General features: G+C 41.2%; 21 protein-coding genes, 1 pseudogene and 1 riboswitch. Of the genes and pseudogenes, 1 reads left to right on the forward strand and 21 read right to left on the reverse strand.

Annotated features, from left to right (window positions below):
- Positions 1-26 precede the first annotated feature (26 nt).
- From OMHG_RS00605 to OMHG_RS00620, 5 genes and pseudogenes are all read right to left on the reverse strand, one after another.
- The gene (locus OMHG_RS00605; protein WP_010647356.1) at positions 27-1,112 is read right to left on the reverse strand and encodes an HD-GYP domain-containing protein; all 1,086 of its coding nucleotides are present in this window, start codon (positions 1,110-1,112) and stop codon (positions 27-29) included.
- 619 nt (positions 1,113-1,731) lie between these two features.
- Positions 1,732-2,040 carry a YunC family protein gene (locus OMHG_RS00610; RefSeq protein ID WP_010647357.1) on the reverse strand — a complete coding sequence of 103 codons (309 nt, stop codon included), beginning with the start codon at positions 2,038-2,040 and terminating at the stop codon, positions 1,732-1,734.
- A 96-nt stretch (positions 2,041-2,136) separates the two neighbouring features.
- A complete protein-coding gene (locus tag OMHG_RS00615) occupies positions 2,137-3,477 on the reverse strand; it encodes a bifunctional metallophosphatase/5'-nucleotidase (protein WP_010647360.1) in 1,341 nt (446 codons plus the stop codon).
- A gap of 151 nt (positions 3,478-3,628) precedes the next feature.
- A pseudogene (locus tag OMHG_RS18850) lies at positions 3,629-3,947 on the reverse strand (IS5/IS1182 family transposase); the annotation flags it as partial.
- 85 nt (positions 3,948-4,032) lie between these two features.
- Positions 4,033-4,482 (reverse strand): DUF1569 domain-containing protein, encoded by a 450-nt coding sequence (locus OMHG_RS00620; RefSeq protein WP_010647363.1) that lies wholly within the window; start codon positions 4,480-4,482, stop codon positions 4,033-4,035.
- A 167-nt stretch (positions 4,483-4,649) separates the two neighbouring features.
- Between OMHG_RS00620 and OMHG_RS18855 the strand changes: the two genes are divergently transcribed.
- On the forward strand, positions 4,650-4,754 hold the full coding sequence (locus OMHG_RS18855; RefSeq protein WP_237566139.1) for a hypothetical protein: 105 nt from the start codon (positions 4,650-4,652) through the stop codon (positions 4,752-4,754).
- 132 nt (positions 4,755-4,886) lie between these two features.
- Here the strand turns inward: OMHG_RS18855 and sufB are convergent, their stop codons facing one another.
- The 16 genes from sufB to OMHG_RS00695 form a co-directional block, all read right to left on the reverse strand.
- Positions 4,887-6,284: a Fe-S cluster assembly protein SufB gene (gene sufB / locus OMHG_RS00625; RefSeq protein WP_010647364.1), complete on the reverse strand. Its 1,398-nt coding sequence runs from the start codon at positions 6,282-6,284 to the stop codon at positions 4,887-4,889.
- Positions 6,285-6,322: 38 nt separating this feature from the next.
- A complete protein-coding gene (gene sufU / locus OMHG_RS00630; protein ID WP_010647366.1) occupies positions 6,323-6,757 on the reverse strand; it encodes a Fe-S cluster assembly sulfur transfer protein SufU in 435 nt (144 codons plus the stop codon).
- A complete protein-coding gene (locus OMHG_RS00635; RefSeq protein WP_010647368.1) occupies positions 6,744-7,967 on the reverse strand; it encodes a cysteine desulfurase in 1,224 nt (407 codons plus the stop codon). The genes sufU and OMHG_RS00635 overlap by 14 nt, the downstream gene beginning before the upstream one ends.
- Positions 7,967-9,277: a Fe-S cluster assembly protein SufD gene (sufD, locus tag OMHG_RS00640; protein ID WP_010647370.1), complete on the reverse strand. Its 1,311-nt coding sequence runs from the start codon at positions 9,275-9,277 to the stop codon at positions 7,967-7,969. Before sufD ends, OMHG_RS00635 begins: the two co-directional genes overlap by 1 nt.
- 16 nt (positions 9,278-9,293) lie before the next feature.
- A complete protein-coding gene (gene sufC / locus OMHG_RS00645; RefSeq protein ID WP_010647372.1) occupies positions 9,294-10,079 on the reverse strand; it encodes a Fe-S cluster assembly ATPase SufC in 786 nt (261 codons plus the stop codon).
- A gap of 277 nt (positions 10,080-10,356) precedes the next feature.
- Complete coding sequence (locus tag OMHG_RS18660) at positions 10,357-10,533, reverse strand: YuzK family famiily protein (RefSeq protein ID WP_010647374.1); 177 nt, start codon at positions 10,531-10,533, stop codon at positions 10,357-10,359.
- A 154-nt stretch (positions 10,534-10,687) separates the two neighbouring features.
- Positions 10,688-11,521 (reverse strand): MetQ/NlpA family ABC transporter substrate-binding protein, encoded by an 834-nt coding sequence (locus OMHG_RS00650; RefSeq protein WP_010647376.1) that lies wholly within the window; start codon positions 11,519-11,521, stop codon positions 10,688-10,690.
- A 71-nt stretch (positions 11,522-11,592) separates the two neighbouring features.
- Complete coding sequence (locus OMHG_RS00655; protein WP_010647377.1) at positions 11,593-12,261, reverse strand: methionine ABC transporter permease; 669 nt, start codon at positions 12,259-12,261, stop codon at positions 11,593-11,595.
- Entirely contained in the window at positions 12,251-13,282 is a 1,032-nt protein-coding gene (locus OMHG_RS00660; RefSeq protein WP_010647379.1) for a methionine ABC transporter ATP-binding protein, read from the reverse strand. The genes OMHG_RS00655 and OMHG_RS00660 overlap by 11 nt, the downstream gene beginning before the upstream one ends.
- Before the next feature lie 271 nt (positions 13,283-13,553).
- Positions 13,554-13,662, reverse strand: a riboswitch (SAM riboswitch).
- A 97-nt stretch (positions 13,663-13,759) separates the two neighbouring features.
- Entirely contained in the window at positions 13,760-14,074 is a 315-nt protein-coding gene (locus OMHG_RS00665) for a thioredoxin family protein (protein ID WP_044476662.1), read from the reverse strand.
- Positions 14,075-14,094: 20 nt separating this feature from the next.
- Positions 14,095-14,451, reverse strand: a complete 357-nt coding sequence (locus OMHG_RS00670) for a toprim domain-containing protein (protein WP_010647383.1) — start codon at positions 14,449-14,451, stop codon at positions 14,095-14,097.
- 108 nt (positions 14,452-14,559) lie between these two features.
- Entirely contained in the window at positions 14,560-14,940 is a 381-nt protein-coding gene (gcvH, locus tag OMHG_RS00675; RefSeq protein ID WP_010647385.1) for a glycine cleavage system protein GcvH, read from the reverse strand.
- 74 nt (positions 14,941-15,014) lie between these two features.
- Entirely contained in the window at positions 15,015-15,371 is a 357-nt protein-coding gene (locus tag OMHG_RS00680) for an arsenate reductase family protein (protein WP_010647387.1), read from the reverse strand.
- Between the two features lie 507 nt (positions 15,372-15,878).
- On the reverse strand, positions 15,879-17,663 hold the full coding sequence (locus tag OMHG_RS00685; protein WP_010647388.1) for an acyl-CoA dehydrogenase family protein: 1,785 nt from the start codon (positions 17,661-17,663) through the stop codon (positions 15,879-15,881).
- An 84-nt stretch (positions 17,664-17,747) separates the two neighbouring features.
- Positions 17,748-18,923, reverse strand: coding sequence for an acetyl-CoA C-acetyltransferase (locus tag OMHG_RS00690; protein WP_010647390.1), 1,176 nt, complete (start codon positions 18,921-18,923; stop codon positions 17,748-17,750).
- A 19-nt stretch (positions 18,924-18,942) separates the two neighbouring features.
- Complete coding sequence (locus tag OMHG_RS00695) at positions 18,943-21,330, reverse strand: 3-hydroxyacyl-CoA dehydrogenase/enoyl-CoA hydratase family protein (RefSeq protein ID WP_010647391.1); 2,388 nt, start codon at positions 21,328-21,330, stop codon at positions 18,943-18,945.
- Positions 21,331-21,585 lie beyond the last annotated feature (255 nt).

The raw sequence follows: 21,585 nt of genomic DNA on the forward strand, positions 1-21,585 counted from the left end.
TTTGTTGCTTCGAGCAAGGGAATAGGTTAATCCGTCAAAACCGACGTTACTGTAAGATTAACGACTTTTCCTAGATTGCACTCATAGGTATCTGTCAGCTTCTTGCCATTTTCCTTTACAATTCTAAGGACTGGCCGGTCGCAAAGCTCCTTATTCTGTCTGATAACGATGCCTTGCCTGCCATCACTAAGCTCAAGAGACAAGCCTTCCGGATACACAGCAATACTCTTCTTGAATGCCTCGACCATCTCCTTGTCAAAAAGATTCATCGCACCAGCATAAAGAATTTCCAAGCCTTCATGCGGGAGCATAGCATCCCGATAGATTCGATTGCTTGTAACAGCATCAAAGACATCAGCAATACCAATAAGCTTGGCATACGGCAGCATATCTTTTTCTGAGATTCCACGCGGGTAGCCGGAGCCATCCAACCGTTCATGATGCTGATAGGCACAGTGCGCCACAACAGCAGAAAGATCTGATTGCTTCCTCAGATAATCATATCCAATCTGTGTATGACTTTTAATGATTTCAAATTCATTGTCTGTTAACTGTTCTGGTTTGTTCAAAATCTCCGGATCGATAAAAATCTTACCGACGTCATGCAGCATGGCTCCGACTCCGATTTCCACTAAGGATTTCCTTGAATAGTTCAATTTTACGCCAATCGCCAGGGAATAAATTGCTACATTAAGCGAATGCTGAAAGATATAGTCATCTGAAATAAATATATCCGAAAGAAGGGTTAAAGACTTTTCATTGTTTTGTATCTCAGCAAGGATCTGCTCCACGATATTGCCAAGATTCTTCTCATTTTTATTTAATATATAAGAGTTCCGAAGTGGTCCTTCTTGTTTGATTTGCTTAAAGGTACTCTTGAGTGACTCTGTAGCTTCTCTCCGCAGCCTATCCGGGATAACGGACTCTGGGTAGATATCATTCGTAAACTCATCTTCTACATATATGTATGTTATACCCTGATCCAATAGCCTAGTTATCATCTTGGCAGTTAAAGACATACCTTTCGCCAGCAGCACAACACTATTCTCATTATAAATAGACTGTGCAAGAATTGTTCCAGGCTTAATAGATTTCGTACTCGCAAGTTTCATAGTGATCCCCTAACGTCGACATGATTCAACAAAATGAGACTATAGTCTTATTAAATAGTATCAGAAAACATAGAGATTTGCCAAGAAAATATTAATGAATACACTTTCCATCGACTAAATTAAACTAAAAACAAGGCTCTTTTCGTAATTATTGTTGTTATTTCTAACTTTGTATTTGATGGATACTGTGACGTAACAGACTCTGCCGATTTCCGCTCCGAGCAGTCGCTTTCCGCGGGCACCGCTTCAGCTTCCTCGGAAGAAACCCACTTCCTGCGGGATCTTCAGCCGTTGCTTTTCCCGCTGGAGTCGACTGCCCTGCGCTACAATCAATTAGCCTTATAATCGAATATCAGCAATTTGATACAGAAAGCCAAATCACAACGGAGGAAATACACGGAGACTCCTGCGGGAAAGCGAAGACGCTAAGACCCCGCAGAGAGCGAACTTTGCGAGCGAGGAGGCTTAGTGCGAGCCCGCGGAAAGCGCAGTGTATTTCTGGAGTGGAGATAAAGCACATCATCAAGTTACTTCGCAATTTATATATTTTATGAAAAACAACAATCTTTGAGAAAACAGCCAAAAACAAAAATGTCTCCCGGCTGGAAGACATTCTTAACTACGATATTTTCAGCAGAGCCTCTTTTCCTGTCATACCGACTTCCCATCCATAGGCCTTTGAAGCATCTGTGATTTTTTCCAGCGGTGCATGCAGCAGCTGTTCAATCGTTCGTACCCCAACAGCTCGGCCTGCAACCACTTCACGTTCCTTTAATTTGGGAATCTCATTGAAAATATCCACGTCCAATGCAGCACACATAATATATCCGATGTCATTGGATATTGTTAACAGCGTCGTTTTTGGAAGTTCTACACTTACTGCAGTAAATATCATGCCATCGACTTCAAGCGGATTGATCGTAATCATAATTATGATGCCTCCTTCACATTTTACTTTATATAAATATGCAAATGGGAGGCATCGTGTCACAATCCTGACTGAAACGGGCTTGAATGACTGCTCCTAGCCGAATTTTTTGCGTAATGTATCGGCAAGCAAATCCCTTAAAAACTCCGGCACAAAATACTGCTTTGTATTCGATTTGGCAATTTCGGGTAAGAGTCTCCCGAATGTAAAGGTATCGGCTGTAGCGATATAATATGTCTTATCCGGATCGACAGGCTGACCATTGTCCAGCATCACCTGCTGGACATATTCATTACCGTCTTTGTGTAATCCCGTCACAACTTCAAGTCCGGAGAAAACCATCCTTCCAAGCATTTCACCCCTGAAACCAAATCCTTTTAATCTATACTCCATAAACTCCTTAGAAAGCGACGCACGGATCACTTCAATCAGTTCCGCCCCCTTAAGGTCGACAACAACGGGATTGATTGGATGCGGACAGATACGATGAACGTCTCTATAGGTGACGTTCCCCGCCGGCAAGCCATCCAGCAGCAGCCCGGAATTAAGCATGGCAGCATCTGCCTCTGTCCATTCCCTGATTGTATTTGTCAATTCCTCCATTACCTTTGTTTCGGTATACCAGCTGACTTCTAATGGCTTATCAAGATGCACCACTTTTTCACTTAGAAATGCTTCTGCTTTCAGTTGCATCTTGTGGATTTTCCGCTCTGTTTGCATGTCTTTCGCCACCTCTGTGATATCTGTGGCATATGCCTCTTTCTTCACGAGCTTTTTCTTCTCATGACTCCATGTTAGGACGACTTCTCCAATATAGGAACAATGCTTGCCCGCTGCGGTGATCACCGCATTATTTATATATTCACCGTCTTTTATCAGATGGTGGGTATGTCCACCGATAATTACGTCAATATCATCATATCTTCTTGCAATCTCCTGATCGACACTTATCCCTAGGTGCGACAATACAATAATGATATCGGCTGATGCTTTCAATTTGGCGATATGCTTATCAAGCGCATCAAATTCTGGTGTGACATGCCAATTCAGCAATTCATAAAATGCATTAAATGGTGCAGTCAAACCAATCATTCCTATTTTTATGCCATTGACTGTCTGCAGATTAATTGTTTGCTGCAGCCATGGTGGAACGATATCATCAAGGCTCGTCAAATTGGCACAGACAACCTGAAATTCTGCTTCATCATATAAATGATAGAGATCATCATGTGATAAAGTAATCCCTTCATTGTTCCCTATCGTTGCAAAATCATAGCCTGCATCATTAAGAAGCTGCACATTGGATTTACCCATAGAGGCTTCCGTTATCGGATGGGAACGATCAACATGATCACCAATATCAATGATCCAGTTCGATTCCCCATTACGCTGACGCAGATTTTTTTCGTTTTTAAAAATCCGGTCACTCTTGGCCACTGTTCAAAGTTACTATGTAAATCATTCGTATAATAAAAGTAAAGTTTCTCTTCCATTTATATAACCCCTCAGGATAAACATTCATAAACCATTATATCACAGTGCCTGTCACTCCCCGAAATTTGTCGAATGGATGGGTATTAACATGTAAACCATATTTGCCAGTTCGATTGGATAGATATTGGAATTCCAATTTTTTACCATTCGGACAGGTAAATGAGTCGTCTTCTTCTCTATATTCTCAATTGGCTAGGTTAAACGCGTTAACCTTATCTTTCTTTTTCTTTCCGATACATGCTACATGTAATCAGCGGAGTAAGTTTTCGGTTCTCGGTGGCATCTTTTTAATTCTGTTCACTTCCATAACTTGCATCAGCGACAAGATAATTGGGTAAATTTTTCTCGATGTGATCCAGAAAAAGAATAAATATGCGTGTGTCTGTCGGGTGTGGGAATACATTATATGCGAGCGCAGATGATAAGCAGGACAGTTTGAAGGGTCTTATTGAAGTAATAATGCTCCCGCTAGTGAAAAAAGTCTCCACATTGGTTTTACTAAACACCAAACTGTTTTAAATGATGGTCAAGATGCTTATAAATTCCTTTTCCCCATTGCTCGGAAGTAAGTTTACCGAAAAAAGGATGTGGATGATTTGTACACTTTTGAGGGCCATTATTTTGAAACATCATTATTTTATGTTTTAACTTTTCCTTTTCGGTTTGAAATTCTTTTTCATCTACAATTATAATGGCAGGGATTGTTGACATGTTTTGGGCTAGTGGCTTGTCATTATAAAAAATTGGTTTTACGAACTTTCCAATTAATATCCCTAACCAACCTCTCGAAGGAGAAGTGTTTCCCATTGCAATGTCTTGAAAGGATGAACAATGTGCCAGCATTTTGGCTACATCCATTTTACCCCATTGCGGTTTTGAATTTGGACTTAAATTGTCAATTCGGTTTAAAATTTCCTCTGCATGTGATTGATTAAAAATATTCTTCATTTTTGCACCCCCTTTGCATATTTGGTAACACATATCCCTAATTGTTTGTTAAATTACCTCTCCTGTTCGTTCAATAACAATTATTTCAAATAGTAAAACCTATTACAATAAAAAAAGCAGGTGTTAATGATAAAGGCACACATGGTATTAGACATACACACGCTGTACTGCTTCTCGAATCAGGTGTAAGCCTTATATATGTATCAAATCGCTTGGGGCATAAGTCCATAAAACAACGGCGGACACTTATCTGGATATTACTGAAAAAATAGAAGAAGACGAACTTAAAAAGTTCGCCTCCTACACTAAAAGATAAATTCAAATCGGCATAAAATCGGCACGCCGATAATTTCATACTTTATAAAAACCTCTCAAAGCCTTGTTATAAAAAGGCTATTTCTCTTTTAACCAATACTGCCTTCCATCTCGAATTTGATTAATCGATTCATTTCGACGGCATATTCCATTGGTAGTTCTTTCGTGAATGGTTCAATGAAGCCCATAACGATCATTTCTGTCGCTTCTTCTTCAGACAATCCTCTACTCATCAGGTAGAATAATTGCTCCTCAGACACTTTGGAAACTTTCGCTTCATGCTCCAGAGAAATGTTATCATTGTGAATTTCATTGTATGGAATAGTATCAGAAGTCGATTCATTATCCATGATTAACGTATCACATTCGATGTTCGCACGTGCTCCATCTGCTTTACGTCCAAAATGAACAAGGCCGCGATAAGATACTTTACCACCTTGCTTGGAAATAGATTTGGATACAATAGTCGACGACGTATTTGGCGCCAAGTGATGCATTTTAGCACCGGCATCCTGCAATTGGCCTTTACCAGCAATGGCAATGGACAACGTGTTACCACGTGCACCTTCACCTTTTAATAAGATTGCTGGATATTTCATGGTCAATTTGGACCCAATATTACCATCAATCCATTCCATTGTGGCATTGGCATCACACACTGCACGTTTTGTAACCAGGTTATAGACATTGTTTGCCCAGTTTTGAATCGTTGTATAACGGCAATACGCATCTTTTTTAACAATGATTTCAACAACCGCACTATGAAGTGAATTAGTTGTATAAACAGGCGCTGTACAGCCTTCCACATAGTGTACAGAAGCACCTTCATCCACAATGATCAGCGTTCTTTCAAATTGTCCCATGTTTTCTGAGTTAATTCGGAAGTATGCCTGCAGCGGTGTAGTAGTCTGTACGCCTTTTGGTACATAAATAAAGGATCCGCCAGACCATACTGCTGAGTTCAATGCAGCAAATTTATTGTCTGAATAAGGGATTACTTTACCAAAATATTCTTTGAAAAGATCCTCATTTTCCTTTAATGCTGTATCTGTATCTTTAAATACAATTCCGAGCTCCTGAAGGTCTTCTTTCAGGCTGTGATAGACAACCTCTGATTCATACTGTGCTGACACACCAGCCAAGTATTTTTGTTCCGCTTCAGGGATTCCCAATTTGTCAAAAGTCTGTTTGATTTCCTCTGGTACTTCATCCCAAGTCTTACCTTGCTTCTCAGATGGTTTTACATAATAGACAATCTCATCGAAATCCAGTCCGGAAAGATCTCCACCCCATTGCGGCATTGGGCGTTCGTAGAAATGCTCCAATGCTTTCAGACGATAATCCAGCATCCATTGAGGTTCTTCTTTCATTTTGGAGATTTCTTCAACGACTCTGCGTGTTAAGCCTCTTTCAGTACGGAAAATAGAGACGTCTTTATCATGAAATCCATATTTATATTCTTCCATTTCCGGCATTTTTTTAGCCATTCATAATACCTCCTCTTGGTATTTTAATACTACATACCTTAATCTTCGCGTACACCCTTTTCCATTGCCTTCCATGCCAAGGTTGCACACTTGATCCTTGCAGGGAACTTGGAGACACCTTGCAGTGCTTCAATATCTTCCAAATCAAATCCCTCTGTATCTACATCTTTTCCAAGCATCATTTCAGAGAATTCATGGGACATTCTTAGAGCGTCCTCCACTTTCTTCCCTTTTACCGCCTGGGTCATCATGGAAGCAGATGACATACTGATTGAACAGCCTTCCCCATCGAATTTGGCATTCTTCACGATACCATCTTCGACCTGCATTTGCAGTTGAATCCGGTCACCGCATGTGGGATTGTTCATATCGACTGTGATGGAATCACCATCAATATTTCCCCGGTTTCTCGGATTTTTATAATGATCCATAATAACTTGTCGGTAAAGTGTATCGAGGTTATTTAAAGACATTCCCAAAATACTCCTTTGTTTTTAACAGTCCATTCACAAGCAAGTCAATATCTTCTTCGGTATTATAGAGATAAAAGCTTGCGCGTGCAGTAGCTGAAACACTTAACCATTTCATCAATGGCTGTGCACAATGATGGCCGGCACGTACTGCGATACCTTCAGAATCAAGCACTGTTGCAGTATCATGCGGATGCACATCATCTAGATTAAATGTAACCAGTCCTGCGCGTTTTTCAGGACCATATATGGTAAGATCATCGATTGACCGCAATTGTTCCATTGCGTAATCTGCTAATTTCTGTTCATGTGCCAGAATATTTTCCTGGCCGACCTCTGTAATAAAATCTATTGCTGCACCAAGACCAATAGCACCTGCAATAATCGGTGTCCCGCCTTCAAACTTCCATGGAAGCTCTTTCCATGTGGAATCATAGAGATTGACAAAATCAATCATTTCACCGCCAAATTCTACTGGTTCCATGTTTTCCAAAAGTTCTCTCTTACCATACAATACCCCAATACCAGTTGGAGCACACATTTTATGTCCTGAGAAGGCATAGAAATCACAGTCCAAATCTGCAACATCCACTTTAATATGCGGAGCGCCCTGCGCACCGTCAATTAAGATCACTGCACCTTTTTCATGTGTTATCCTGGCAATTTCCTTAATCGGATTGATTGTGCCAAGTACATTGGAAACATGGGTAACAGCAACTAATTTAGTGTTTTCAGTAACCGTAGAACGGACATCATCCAATGAAATCGTACCATCACTTTGCAATGGAATGTATTTCAATGTTGCACCAGTTGCTTTTGCCGCTTGCTGCCAAGGAATGATATTGCTATGATGCTCCATTGGCGTAATCACAATTTCATCGCCTGCTTTTAGGTTGGCTCGTGCATAACTATATGCAACCGTGTTAATCGATGTAGTCGTTCCACGAGTGAAAATAATCTCTGCTGTACTCTCCGCATTGATAAATCCGCGAACCTTTTCACGGGCTCCCTCATATTTATCCGTTGCCCTTGTACCAAGGGTATGCACACCGCGGTGAACATTCGAGTTATCCTCACGGTAATATTGGTTGACTGCCTCGATGACAGATAATGGCTTTTGTGATGTTGCCGATGAGTCAAGATATACTAATGGATGTCCATTGACTTCCTGATTTAAGATAGGAAATTGGTCTTTAATGGCTTTAATATCCATTAATTAACTTTCCTTTCAATTACCTGTGTCAATTGCTTCCTTACAGATTCAATAGGAATTTGAGATACAACAGGTGCTAAGAAACCATGAATAACAAGACGTTCTGCCTCTTCCTGCTTCAATCCGCGGCTCATCAGATAATACATTTGAAGCGGGTCAACACGTCCTACAGATGCAGCATGGCCTGCAGTAACATCATCTTCATCAATCAGAAGAATTGGATTTGCATCTCCGCGTGCATTTTCACTTAACATAAGTACACGGGATTCCTGCTCGGAATTCGATTTCGATCCACCGTGCTCTATTTTACCAATCGCATTGAAGATTGTTGTTGCACTGCCTTTCATAACTCCACGCTGTAAGATATATGCATCTGTTTGCTTTCCATACTGACGGATGCTTGATGTGAAATTCTGTGTTTGTTTGCCGCGTCCTACCGAAACGGCTTTTGCTTCAGAAGTAGCATTATCACCGAGCAAATACGTAATATTTTCAGAAACTGTATTTCCGTCATTCATTTGTCCCAAAGCCCAGTCCAGTTTCGCATCACGCTCGGCGACTCCGCGACGGTTTACATATGTTGTCGTTCCAGCAGCAAAATTATCAACCGCTCCATATGCTACCTGTGCATTATCATGCGCGAATACTTCGGTTATTATATTTGCTACAGTTTCTTGTTCAGCATTTTGTGAAATATAATTTTCTACATAAGTAAGGGAACTGCCCTCTTCTGCTACAACCAATACGTGATTGAACAGTGCTGTTTCATGATCTTCCTGCCAGAAAATAGCCTGCAATGGTTCTTCAACCTGAACATTTTTCGGAATATAAACAAATATCCCACCGTTCATTAATGCTGCATGAAGTGCCGTTAAACGGTTCTGATCAACAGCTACAGCATCCTTCATGTAATATTTTTCCACCAGCTCACTGTATTCATTCAATGCAGTGAAAATATCCGTGAAGATGACACCTTTTGCTTTAAGCTCTTCATTTAATGTCGCATATGCTACAGAATGATTCCGCTGAATCAAAAGGTTCTCTGTAATATTTTCTCCGTCAAAATAGGCTTGCATCTCTGCAGGCAAATCCTTAATGGAGGATACCGCATCACCTGAAGTGAACTCATGTTTGAACTTGCTGAAATTCCATTTACCGATTTTTGTTTTATCAGGTTTTGGCATTTCAAGTGTTTCAGCTAGTTCTAATGCGTTCACGCGTAACGATTTCATCCATTTTGGCTCATTTCGTTCTTCGGAAAACTGGTTTATATATTCTTTATCAAATGGAAATTTTGTTTCAACAGTCATATTACCCCTCCTAACGTTACGCGTTTTGTTCCACTGTTTCGTCTTCGATACCAAGCTCTTCTTTAATCCACTCATAGCCTTCTTCTTCCAGGCGTTTCGCTAACTCAGGTCCACCAGATTTAACAACCCGGCCTTGCATCATAACGTGGACGAAATCCGGTGTAATATAGTTTAATAAGCGCTGATAGTGGGTAATGATTAAGCAACCAAAATTATCGTCGCGCATTTTATTGATTCCTTTTGATACAACTTTCAAGGCATCAATATCCAAACCGGAGTCAATCTCATCTAAAATTGCAATGGCAGGCTTCAACTGCATCAATTGAAGAATTTCATTACGTTTTTTCTCTCCGCCAGAGAAGCCTTCGTTTAAATAGCGTGTAGCCATGTTCTGATCAATTTCAAGGAAATCAAGATCTTTATCCAATTCTTTAATGAATTTCATCAATGATACTTCGTCGCCTTCTTCACGACGTGCATTGATTGCTGAACGAAGGAAATCTGAAGTAGTTACACCGCTGATTTCACTTGGGTATTGCATTGCAAGGAAAAGTCCGGCAAGTGCGCGCTCATCAACTTCCATTTCAAGTACGTCTTCACCATCCAGAAGAATGCTTCCTTCGGTAACTTCATATTTTGGATGACCCATGATTGCAGAGGCAAGTGTTGATTTACCTGTTCCGTTAGGTCCCATAATTGCGTGGAATTCTCCACCCTTTATTGTAAGGTTAACACCCTTTAATATCTCTTTGTCTTCAATGGATACATGAAGATTCTTAATTTCTAAAACTGATCCTGACATAACTTATACCTCCAAATACTGTATTTTCTAGATTTTAAATGGAATTACATCCATTCTTAATTTATTCTCATTATAATCTTAAAGCATTTCAAATTAATTATCAACTCTTTTAGATTAGCAGATTACGGGGATTTTTTCCCACTTTTCCAAGTTGGTCTAATTGAAAAATAGCATATCTTTAATGAGTACCGCCATGTCCCATTTCATATCTGCAATATGTACAGGATAAACCAAAAAATGCCGAAGCTCAAAAAATGAGCTTCGGCATTTCAGATCTTTACTTAGGTAGTTGGCTATCCATTTCAGCGGCAATCTTTTTGGCTTCTTTATATTCCTGTTCACGCTGTTTCTCAACCTCGATGCGCTTATCGAGTTTTCTGCCATATTCCTCATGTCCAATATGACGTGATTGAGCTAATCCCTTTTCCATTTCCGACGTATAATTTAAATCCATTCCGCTATTAATCGGGAACCATCCTTTCGATTTTGTTTCATCATTTCCAAAAGGACGATTCCCTATTCAACTTTGGTTTAAACCACATTTCATAAGACAGAAGAGCTGAAAGGAATCATACACTTTGCAACAACAGGAAACTGACGGCCAACTATTATTCAGCTGATTCGTTTTCGTCGCCGACCGGCACAACTGCGCCTTCGTAATTCTCAATCATGAAGTTCTGAATCTCTTCTGATTGTAAAACGTCAACCAGCTTATTTAATGCTTCATTGTCTTTGTCTTCAGATCTTACGGCAATAACATTGAAATACTCTGATTCTTCACCTTCAGTGAACAGCGCATCCTCAAGCAGACTTAATCCTGCTCCAATTGCATAGTTTGTATTGATTACAACTAAAGCATCTTCTTCTGATTCATAGAGCTCAGGCAAAAATGCCGGCTCGTAGTCTGGTGAGAAAGTCAGATTTTTTGGATTCTCCACGATATCATCTATTGTTGCAGCTGATTTTTCTACACTTTCATCCAAGGTGATTAATCCTTCTTGTTCAAACAAGGATAGAATGCGGCCATGTTCTGCAATGGAATTGCTTAGAATTACCTCTGTGCCTTCTGGAATATCCTCTGTGCTGGAGATATTCTTGGAATAGACACCCATAGGTTCCACATGGATATCGCCGATTGACTCAATCTCATACCCTGTATCTTCTACTGTTTGCTCCAGGTACGGAATATGCTGGAAGTAGTTTGCATCCAGTGTGCCGTTATCCAGATCGTCATTCGGTAATACATAATCCTGATACTCTTCTATATTTAACGTGATTCCTTCTTCTTCCAATAACGGTTTAGCCTCTTCCAGTATCTCCGCATGCGGAACACTTGATGCCCCTACCGTAATTTCATTTGACCCATCATCTGAGTCATTTCCTCCACAAGCAGCTAGGAATAGTACAAATGCTATAGCTAATAATACAAGAAACTTTTTCATGAACATTCTCTCCTTCTTCTGTACGTTGTATATATCTGAAATGGCCTTAGCCGATTTTCAATCAAAAAAACTTATCTCTTATCCAGCTTGTTTGTAATAAAGTCACCAATAAATTGGAAAATAAAAACGATGATTACAATCACGATGGTACAAAGGAAAACAACATCAAAATCCCGGCGCTGGAATCCGAAATAATATGCATAGTTACCAAGTCCCCCTGCACCAATAACTCCAGCCATTGCTGTATAGCCGATCAATGATATCGCCGTCACGGTTAAGCCCGAAACAAGAGCGGGCATGGATTCCGGTACAAGCACTTTAAAAATGATTGTGCTTGTTTTGGAGCCCATTGCTTTGGCAGCCTCAACGACTCCTTTATCCACTTCTTTAAGTGCAATTTCAACAAGTCTGCCGTAAAATGGCGCAGAACCGATAATCAATGCAGGAAGCGCTGCATTCGGTCCCCTTATTGTCCCTATCAGAAAATCTGTAAATGGGAAAAGCAGTAATATCAATATAATAAAGGGGATCGCCCGGAATATATTAACAAAGGCTGCCACAATTAAATTAATATATTTATTTTGCCAGATTCCATCTTTGGTTGTCAGATACAAAAGCAATCCTAAAACAAGACCTAAAATGCACGTTCCGATTAAGGCAAGAATCGTCATATAGAATGTCTCATAGATAGCAACCCAGAAATCCTCCATATCTATATTCGGAAATAAATTAGTCAACATTTGGGATAACCTCCACTTCTACCGAGGTTTCTTCCTGAACAAAGCGAACTGCCGTTTCGATTTCTTCATCTTCCCCTTTAACCTGGATGAATAGTGTTCCATACCCGCCAGCCTTTGTCTGGGTTATCTTCCCCTGTAAAATATTTATTTCTACATTGAATTTCTTCGCCACCTGGCTAATCAGAGCCTGGTTTGTTGTCTCTCCAATAAAGTGCAATCTTAGCAGCTTACCATCACTATAGGTGCTGATCAGTTCTGAAATATCATCATCCTGCTCACTCGCACCCATAATCTGTTCCACGAATTTCTTTGTCACCTGTTGCTTTGGATGGGTGAAAACATCAAGCACTTGCCCCTGTTCGACAATTTTCCCTTGCTCCATGACAGCAACCTTATTACAAATTTTACGAATGACATGCATTTCATGGGTAATGAGAATAATCGTCAACCCGAACTTCTGATTGATATCCATCAATAAATTGAGAATGGAGTTTGTCGTTTCTGGGTCCAATGCAGATGTCGCCTCATCACACAGCAATACCTTTGGATTATTCGCCAATGCCCGTGCAATGCCGACACGCTGTTTCTGCCCACCGCTCAGCTGGGAAGGATATGCCTTCTCTCGGCCGCTAAGTCCAACAAGATCAATCAGCTGCTGTACCCGTTCAGCGCGCTCTGCTTTAGGAATCCCCGCTATTTCAAGCGGAAATGCGATATTATCTGCAACCGTTCTCGACCAAAGCAGGTTAAAATGCTGAAAAATCATTCCAATGTCCTGTCTGGCCAGACGAAGCTGCTTTGTACTTAATCCTGTTATTTCCTGATTATCGATGGTTACCTTTCCGAATGAAGGTTCCTCCAATCGATTAAGCAGGCGTACGAACGTACTTTTACCCGCTCCGCTGTATCCAATCACTCCATATATCTCACCTTCTTCTATATGAAGGGTCAAATCATCTACAGCAGTTATTTTTTTCTTGTTTAACGCAAAAATTTTGCTTAGTCCCTCAATCGAAATCACTGTCTGTCCTCCTCTGTAAAAAAACGTACCCTGACTCAATACTGGTGGTCCGCTATTGCCTTAACAGATAGTAAAAGGAATGGAACCAAACCTTTATCTGCGTTAAGAACGAAGTTAGGGAGCCCAGCCTACTGATCGCCGGACAATCATTTGTTTATGTATCCATAGTATTTTACACAAATAATTCTGCATCCGTTGTTTTGTAAAAAAACAAAAAACGCCTAAATCTGCCCGAGAACAGAAAGACGTTATATTATCTAAGTCTTACGTTCCCTCATCTGTCAAAGTGTTACTTTGCAGGAATTGGCACCTTTCAAATTTAGAATTTGAAGGTTGCCGCGGTTTCATAGGGCCAGTCCCTCCACCGCTCAAGATAAGAGTTTGAAATTATTCATTTTTAAAATCAGTGACACCATAGTAGCATGTCCAGCAATCTCTGTCAATAGTAAATATGGATGGCCGGTGAGTGCCTATTCTCTATTTCTTAGCAAACAGTTCCGGCCGGTATTCCATTAGGTAACGATAGATATTCCCTGTAGATTGGAAGGCATAAATCTTTTCCTTTATTACATTCCCTTCCTTGATCAGCAGACAGGGGACACTCTCTATCCTATTTTCCAGCATGAAATCCGGATGCAGGGAAGCATTCATTTCATAGAAAATATGCTCCCTGTGCACGGATTCGATTTTTTCCAGCATCGCTCTGGCAACACTGCAAGTACCGCAAAATGGTGTATAAATATATAACAGCATTCTCTCCTGATTGAGTAATTCTTTACTAATTTGATGCACAAATACCACCCTAAGCTTTGTTAAAATAAGAATATGGGATGGACAGAAAAATGTTTGCTGAATAATGCATTTGCAAGGATTTTCTCCGGGGTAGCCGCTACTTCGCGATATTCGCTGCTAATATAAATGTGTTCGGCATGCGGAAGTTCACGGGCAAGCTGTTTCCTTAATTTCATCCCTGACTGATCCTCATCAACAAGTATAAAGACATCTTTCTCATCCAATTCGTATGTCTCCAATAATTCATCGAATCTTTCTACACCAAGTGTCCCATTCGTACAAACAATCGTAACATTGTCGTTGATAACCTTCTCGATTTGCCGTTTATCTGTCAGTCCTTCGACAATAATTACTTTCTCCGGTTCAGCAGTTATCATCACATAGCACTCCTTATGCAAGCAAGAAAGATGCTTATTTACATACATTATATGATAAAGATAGGGCTGACTATACACAATTGGGTGCGTTAGTCAGCCTATTAACTGTTATTCCTCTATTAATTCACCGTATTGTGCAGGTGAAAGCAATTCCTCAAGCTCTGATTCAGCAGCTGGTTCAATAACAACCATCCAAGCTTTTTCATATGGAGATTCATTTACAAACTCCGGGCTATCTTCCAGATTTTCATTAACTTCTACAACTTTCCCGCTAATTGGAGCATATAATTCAGAAACTGTTTTTACCGATTCAACACTACCGAATGGCTCATCTGCTGTCAGCACATCACCGATCTCCGGGAGTTCCACGAAAACGATGTCACCAAGCTCATCCTGGGCAAAATCAGTAATACCGATTCTTACGTTTCCATTCTCTTTCTTAACCCATTCATGTTCTTTCGAATACAATAAGTCCTGTGGTAAGCTCATTGTTATCCCCCTCCAATAATTTATTCCTATTTAACTATACATTTTAATGTCCTTTATTTCTAGTCCTGGTTTGGTTACTTCCAGTTTTCCTCGAAACTGTCTGCTTTGAAACCAACCGTAACTTTTTTGCCGTCTGTTACGATAGGACGCTTCAAAAGCATTCCATCAGTTGCCAGAATTGCTGCCATTTCCTCTGTGCCTGCATCTTTGATTTTCTCTTTGATGTTTAACTCCCGGTATTTCTTGCCGCTTGTGTTAAAGAATTTTTTGGCTGGAAGATCACTTTTTTCCATCAGGTCCACGATTTCCTCTTTACTTGGGGTTTCCTCTACAATATGTACACTCGTATAATCCTTATTATTTTCATCAAGCCATTTCTTGGCATTCTTGCATGTGCCGCAGTTTGGGTACCAATAAAATGTTAAGGACATAAGTTACACCTCCATCATTGTCATGTATCGTTATTCTAACATGGTTCAGTGAAAGATTTCATTAAAGATATCCGCTAAAAATAATCTATTGGTTTATAGGAACAAGCGGTCTGCCATGTTATACTTGTGTTACCAATAGATTGGCTTTAATGAGGGGTTACTACAGGCGCCCGTTTTGACCTTCAGGGATTCTATCCATGAAGGGAGGTGTTGCCAGTGGATATGGAAGGTGTATTAACGCTGGTATTTTCATTCGGTATGCTGATTGCCTTTATCATGTCCGAAAACAAAAAGTAATCCCTCATATGCTTTAGCCAGGTAATGAGGGATTACTCAGCACTGCTGTACCCTAATGTTGGAGTTGGTCTATTGCAACCACTTCATGTTGCCGCATGGGGTGGTTTTATTGGGTATTATTATACCATGAATCGTATGATTTTATAAACGATAGAAAAAGCACACAGATGGAATCTGTGTGCTTCCGAATATTACAGCCAATTGTATCTGTTATACATAATATTTTTCTTCTTTTATGATACCTGCAGCCGCCTCACGTTTTTTTGCGACTGTATTTATCGGTGTATGGCGAGTCAGCTTGCGCAAGGATGAAAGCATCGTACGCAGTGTATCTCCCTCTTCTACTGTAATCAATATTTCTTTTGCATCTGCTTCAATCCGATTGAAGGCTTCTTGAACGTAAATCTGCGTATAGAGCAGCTTTTGTTGGCTTTTCGCTTCTCCAGTTTTGCTGATTGCCTTTTCTGTCCGCAGTATGGCCGATTCCATATTGTAGACTTCTGCAGTCATATCGGCAAGATTAACTAGAATTTCCTGTTCGCTGTCCAGTTTCCTGCCATATTTCTGTGCGGCAAGACCTGCACCCAGAAGGACCATTTTCTTTGCATTGCGGAGCAAATATTTCTCCTGTTCCAATGGCTCTGTGCCAACTTCCTCTGGCATCATCATCAATAATTCTTCCTGTAATCCCTGTGCTTTTTGCAATAATGGCAATTCACCCTTCATTGCCTTCTTCAAAAGAGTTCCAGGCACAATCAGACGGTTTATCTCATTTGTTCCTTCAAAAATGCGGTTGATTCGGGAATCCCGATATATCCGTTCCACCTCATATTCCTGCATAAACCCATATCCGCCATGCAATTGCACAGCTTCATCAGCAGTATAGTCCAATAATTCTGTTGCCATATATTTATTCATCGAACATTCGATAGCATACTCTGCAATTGCCCTTGCCACTTCACGGCCATCATTTAACTGCTCATCCGTCAAGGAACCCATTCGCTGTTCAAATAAACCTACCGTCCGGTATACGGCACTTTCATTTGCATAGATTCCTGCGGCCATGGTGGCCAGTTTTTCCTGTGTTAATGAAAAACTGGATATTGGTGTGTTGAACTGTTTGCGGTCGTTCACATATTTCGCTGCGAGTTCAAGAGCGCGTTTAGATCCTCCAATACCGCCAACAGCAAGTTTATAACGGCCAACATTCAATATGTTGAACGCTATGATATGCCCCCGCCCTTTTTCACCTAAAAGATTTTCAACAGGGATCTCTGCATCCTCTAATATCAATGTACGTGTGGATGAACTCTTAATTCCCATCTTCTTCTCTTCAGCACCTGTTGAAACTCCAGGAAACTCACGTTCAACAATGAATGCCGAAAAATGCTCTCCATCGATCTTGGCATAGACGACGAAGACATCTGCAAAAGCTGAATTCGTAATCCATTGTTTTTCACCATTTAGGATGTAATGTGTGCCAGCATCGTTCAACTTGGCTGTCGTCTTCGCTCCAAGTGCATCGGATCCTGAACTTGGTTCTGTGAGTGCATATGCTGCCAGCCATTCTCCGGTAGCAAGCTTAGGCAAATATTTCTCCTTTTGTTCGTCATTGCCGAAGAATACGATTGGCAGTGATCCTATTCCCACATGGGCCCCGTGACTGATTGAAAAACCGCCTGCTCGGGAAAACTTTTCGGTAATTAATGATGAACTGATTTTATCCAGTGCGAGTCCACCATATTGCTCTGGCACATCTGCACCAAGCAATCCAAGTTCACCAGCTTTTTTCAAGAGCTCTACAGAGTGTTCGAATTCATGATTTTCCAGGCGGTCGATTAGCGGCAAGACTTCTCCAACAACAAATTCCTCGGTAGTCTTGGCAATCATTTTATGCTCATCTGTGAAATCTTCCGGCGTAATGATGTCCTCACCTTTTAAGTCCTCTACTAGAAAAGCGCCACCTTTGAATAATTTTTCCTTTGTCTCACTCATTTCATATCTCCCTTTCCTTTATAAGAATTTAGCTAATCCGTTTTACCATCCATATTTTATAAATTTCTTTGAAAATAGAAGTAACTATAGCAGTTCGAAAACTCCAGCCGCTCCCATCCCGCCTCCGATACACATGGTTACAATTCCGAATTGCTCGTTTCTCCGTTTCATTTCATGCAGCAATGTCAATGTTAATTTTGTTCCCGTGCACCCAAGCGGATGACCGAGTGCGATGGCTCCTCCATTGACATTGACCTTATCCATGTCCAGGTCCAATGCCTGGATAACTCTAAGGGACTGTGAAGCAAAAGCCTCATTCAGTTCAAATAAACCAATATCGGAAAGCTCCAGCCCGGCAATTTTCAATGCTTTTGGAATTGCCTCTACAGGACCCACCCCCATGATTTCCGGTTCCACACCTGCTACTGCAAATGAGCGGAATTTCAATAATGGCTTCATCCCTTCTGCCTCTGCCTTCTCACGGTCCATTAGCAGTACCGATGCTGCACCATCACTCATTTGTGAAGCATTCCCTGCAGTTACAGAACCTTTCACATGAAAAGCGGGCCGCAGTTTTGCGAGAATATCAGCCGTTGTTCCAGGACGGACCCCTTCATCCATTTCAAAGATTGAAGTTTTCTCTTCTATTTGGTTCTTTTTGCCAACTACACGCTCGGTAACTTCTACAGAAACGATTTCATCTACAAACTTCCCGCTTGCGATTGCTTTTGCTGCACGCTGATGACTTTGAACTGCAAATGCATCCTGATCCTCCCTGGATATCCCAAAACGATTGGCAACTTCTTCAGCGGTATGGCCCATCCCCATATAGTAGCCTGGTGCATCCTGTACAAGCTTCGGGTTCGGTTTTAAGACATGCCCGCCCATTGGCAGCATACTCATGGATTCAGCCCCGCCTGCAATGATTGCATCACTGGCCCCAACCATAATACGTTCAGCAGCAAAAGCGATGCTTTGCAATCCTGAAGAACAATAACGGTTAATGGTAATGCCCGGCACTTCATTCTTTAGCCCAGCCAAACCAGCCACATTTCGGGCCATATTCATACCCTGCTCTGCTTCAGGGGTTGCGCATCCTAAAATAAGATCGTCAATATTGCCGTCATAGTCTCCAGCACGCTTAAGTGTTTCCTTTACGGTGATTGCCGCCAAATCATCTGGTCTTGCGTTTGAGAGCGAACCTTTTAATGCCTTCCCAACTGGTGTTCTTGCTCCTGCAACGATAACTGCTTCCTTCACATCTTCTCCCCCTTTTTGATTAATTGCGTAATGGTTTTCCTTTAACGAGCATGTGCTGCATTCTGGCTTGTGTCAGCGGCTCAGCGATTAAGCTTAGAAACGCTTCCCGTTCCAGGTCAAGCATTACCTGTTCATCAATCAGCGTGCCTTCTTTGACGCGCCCTCCAGACAATACATAGGCTAATTTTTCAGCTATTTTAACATCATGTTCGGAAGCGTAACCACCGAACTGCAAGGATTTCGCTCCCATCAGCATAGCTGCATATCCCGCATCTCCGACGACCGGAATCATTTCCTGTCTCGGTTTTGTATAACCGGACTTCGCTAGCGAGAGCACCCTTTGTTTGGCATCAAATAACAAGTGGGCAGGATTGGTACTGATCAAATCCCTTTTGTTCAAAAATCCATGTTCCAATGCCTCAGCAGCGGAGGTCGATACGGCTGCAGTCGCTACTTTTTCAAAAACGTTATTTGCTATTTTCGTTAAATCGAAATCTATGCCCTGCGGCAGGTTGCGTAGTTGCTTTAAATAGAGCTCCTTTGTACCTCCGCCGCCCGGTATTAAACCGACACCAAATTCAACCAGCCCAATATATGTTTCTGGTGATGCTTGAATGGCAGCTGCCGGCAGAGAAACCTCTGCGCCACCACCAAGCGTCATATTAAATGCAGCAGCAACCACGGGCTTCTTGGAATATTTAATATTCATCGCCATGTTTTGAAACTGACGGATTACCATGTCCAGCTCGTAAAAGTTATCATCCTGCGCTTCCATCAGCATCATAGCCAGATTAGCACCGACACAGAAATTTTTACCTTGATTTCCGATAACTAGCCCTTCATAGTTTTTGGCTGTTTCGTCAATGGCGTAATTCACCATTTGAATGATATCAAGTCCGATTGCATTGCTCTTTGAGTGAAACTCCAATAAAGCAACGCCATCCCCCATATCTATTAAACTGGCACCTGTATTTTCTTTGATGACTCCATTAATTTCCTTCAGATTCTTTATATTAATTTCTTTCTTATTAAACTTCTGCAATACGTATTCACTGCCATTATAGAATTGAACTTTACCTGACCCTGTTTTGTAAAATTCCTCATTTCCATTATCAAGCATGGTGGTGATCCATTCTGGCAAGTTTTCTCCTTCTGCAAGCATCCGTTCTGCTGACTTGCGTACTCCGATGGCATCCCAAATTTCAAAAGGACCAAGTTCCCAGCCGAATCCCCATTTCATTGCCTGATCAATCGATACAATATCGTCTGCAATCTCGCCCAGCAGATCAGCCGAATACAGAAGCACGGGTTTGAGCACGGACCAGACAAAATCACCTGCTTTATCCCCTTCTGCATATACAAGCGCTTTCAATTTCCGGCGCGATCCTTTTTCCTGCCTTGCCATTTCCGTTGCAGGCGTTTTGAGCTGCTTTCGATCCTCATATTCCAATGTTTCTGGATTCAATTCATAAATAACGCGATTTCTTTTCACGAAAAATCCCTGCCCGCTTTTCGCTCCAAACCAGCCATTTTCCAGCATCTTTTTCATGAAATCTGGTATATCGAATATTTCCTTTTCCGATCCATCCACCTGATCATACACATTTTTTGCAACGTGGCTGAATGTATCCAGCCCAACTACGTCCAATGTGCGAAATGTAGCGCTCTTAGGACGGCCAATAAGTGGTCCTGTAACAGAATCCACTTCCCCTACACTGTATCCACCCCTTTGCATTTCCCTTACTGTTACAAGCAGCCCGTATGTACCGATCCGGTTTGCAATGAAGTTCGGTGTGTTCTTCGCCTCGACCACACCTTTTCCAAGCACGTCTTCACCAAACTGTTTCATGAAAGAAAGTACTTTCGGGTCCGTATGTGTTGTTGGAATGACCTCCAGCAATTTCAAATACCGCGGCGGATTGAAAAAATGGGTACCGAGAAAATGGCTTTTCATATTTTCGGAACAATCTTCAATCATTGCTTCTACCGATATACCTGAGGTGTTGGAACTCACAATCGTGTCTTTTTTACGATACTTATCTATAGTTGCAAAGACCTTTTTCTTCACTTCCAGATTTTCAACCACAACTTCCACAATCCAATCAACCTCTGTTAACTGTTCAAGATTGTCTTCCAAATTTCCTGTTGCTATCAGATCCAGACTCTTTTTCGTGGTAATTGGAGATGGCTTTTGCTTCAGAAGTGCTTTTTTACTTGCCTCAGCAATCCGGTTACGAACCGCCGGATGTTCCATTGTGAGTCCTTTCTGTTCTTCCTCCTTGGTCAGATTCCTTGGCACAATATCAAGCATGATTACAGGTATGCCTAAATTCGCCAGATGGGCCGCAATTCCTGACCCCATAACTCCAGATCCAAGTACAGCTGCACTGTTTATTGAATGCTTCATGATTTTCCTCCAATCGCATTTTGAATGAATACTCATTCATTTTACTTTAAAATAAAAAGCTCTTTCCCTAAGCATGTTGTTGTCTAATTAAAGCGGCTGAAACAAAAGCGGCGTCATTGAGGGTGCTATTAAGCTTTATCCCCTTCTCTGAAATGTACTTCCTTCTCTGTCAAGATGATGAAAGTCGCGTCAACTGAATAAATTAATCGAAACATCGTTAACTACCAACAATCATTTAGAAAACAGCCAAATTTT

Origin of the sequence: Oceanobacillus massiliensis str. N'diop (assembly GCF_000285495.1) — a bacterium.
Lineage (GTDB): Bacteria > Bacillota > Bacilli > Bacillales > Amphibacillaceae > Oceanobacillus > Oceanobacillus massiliensis.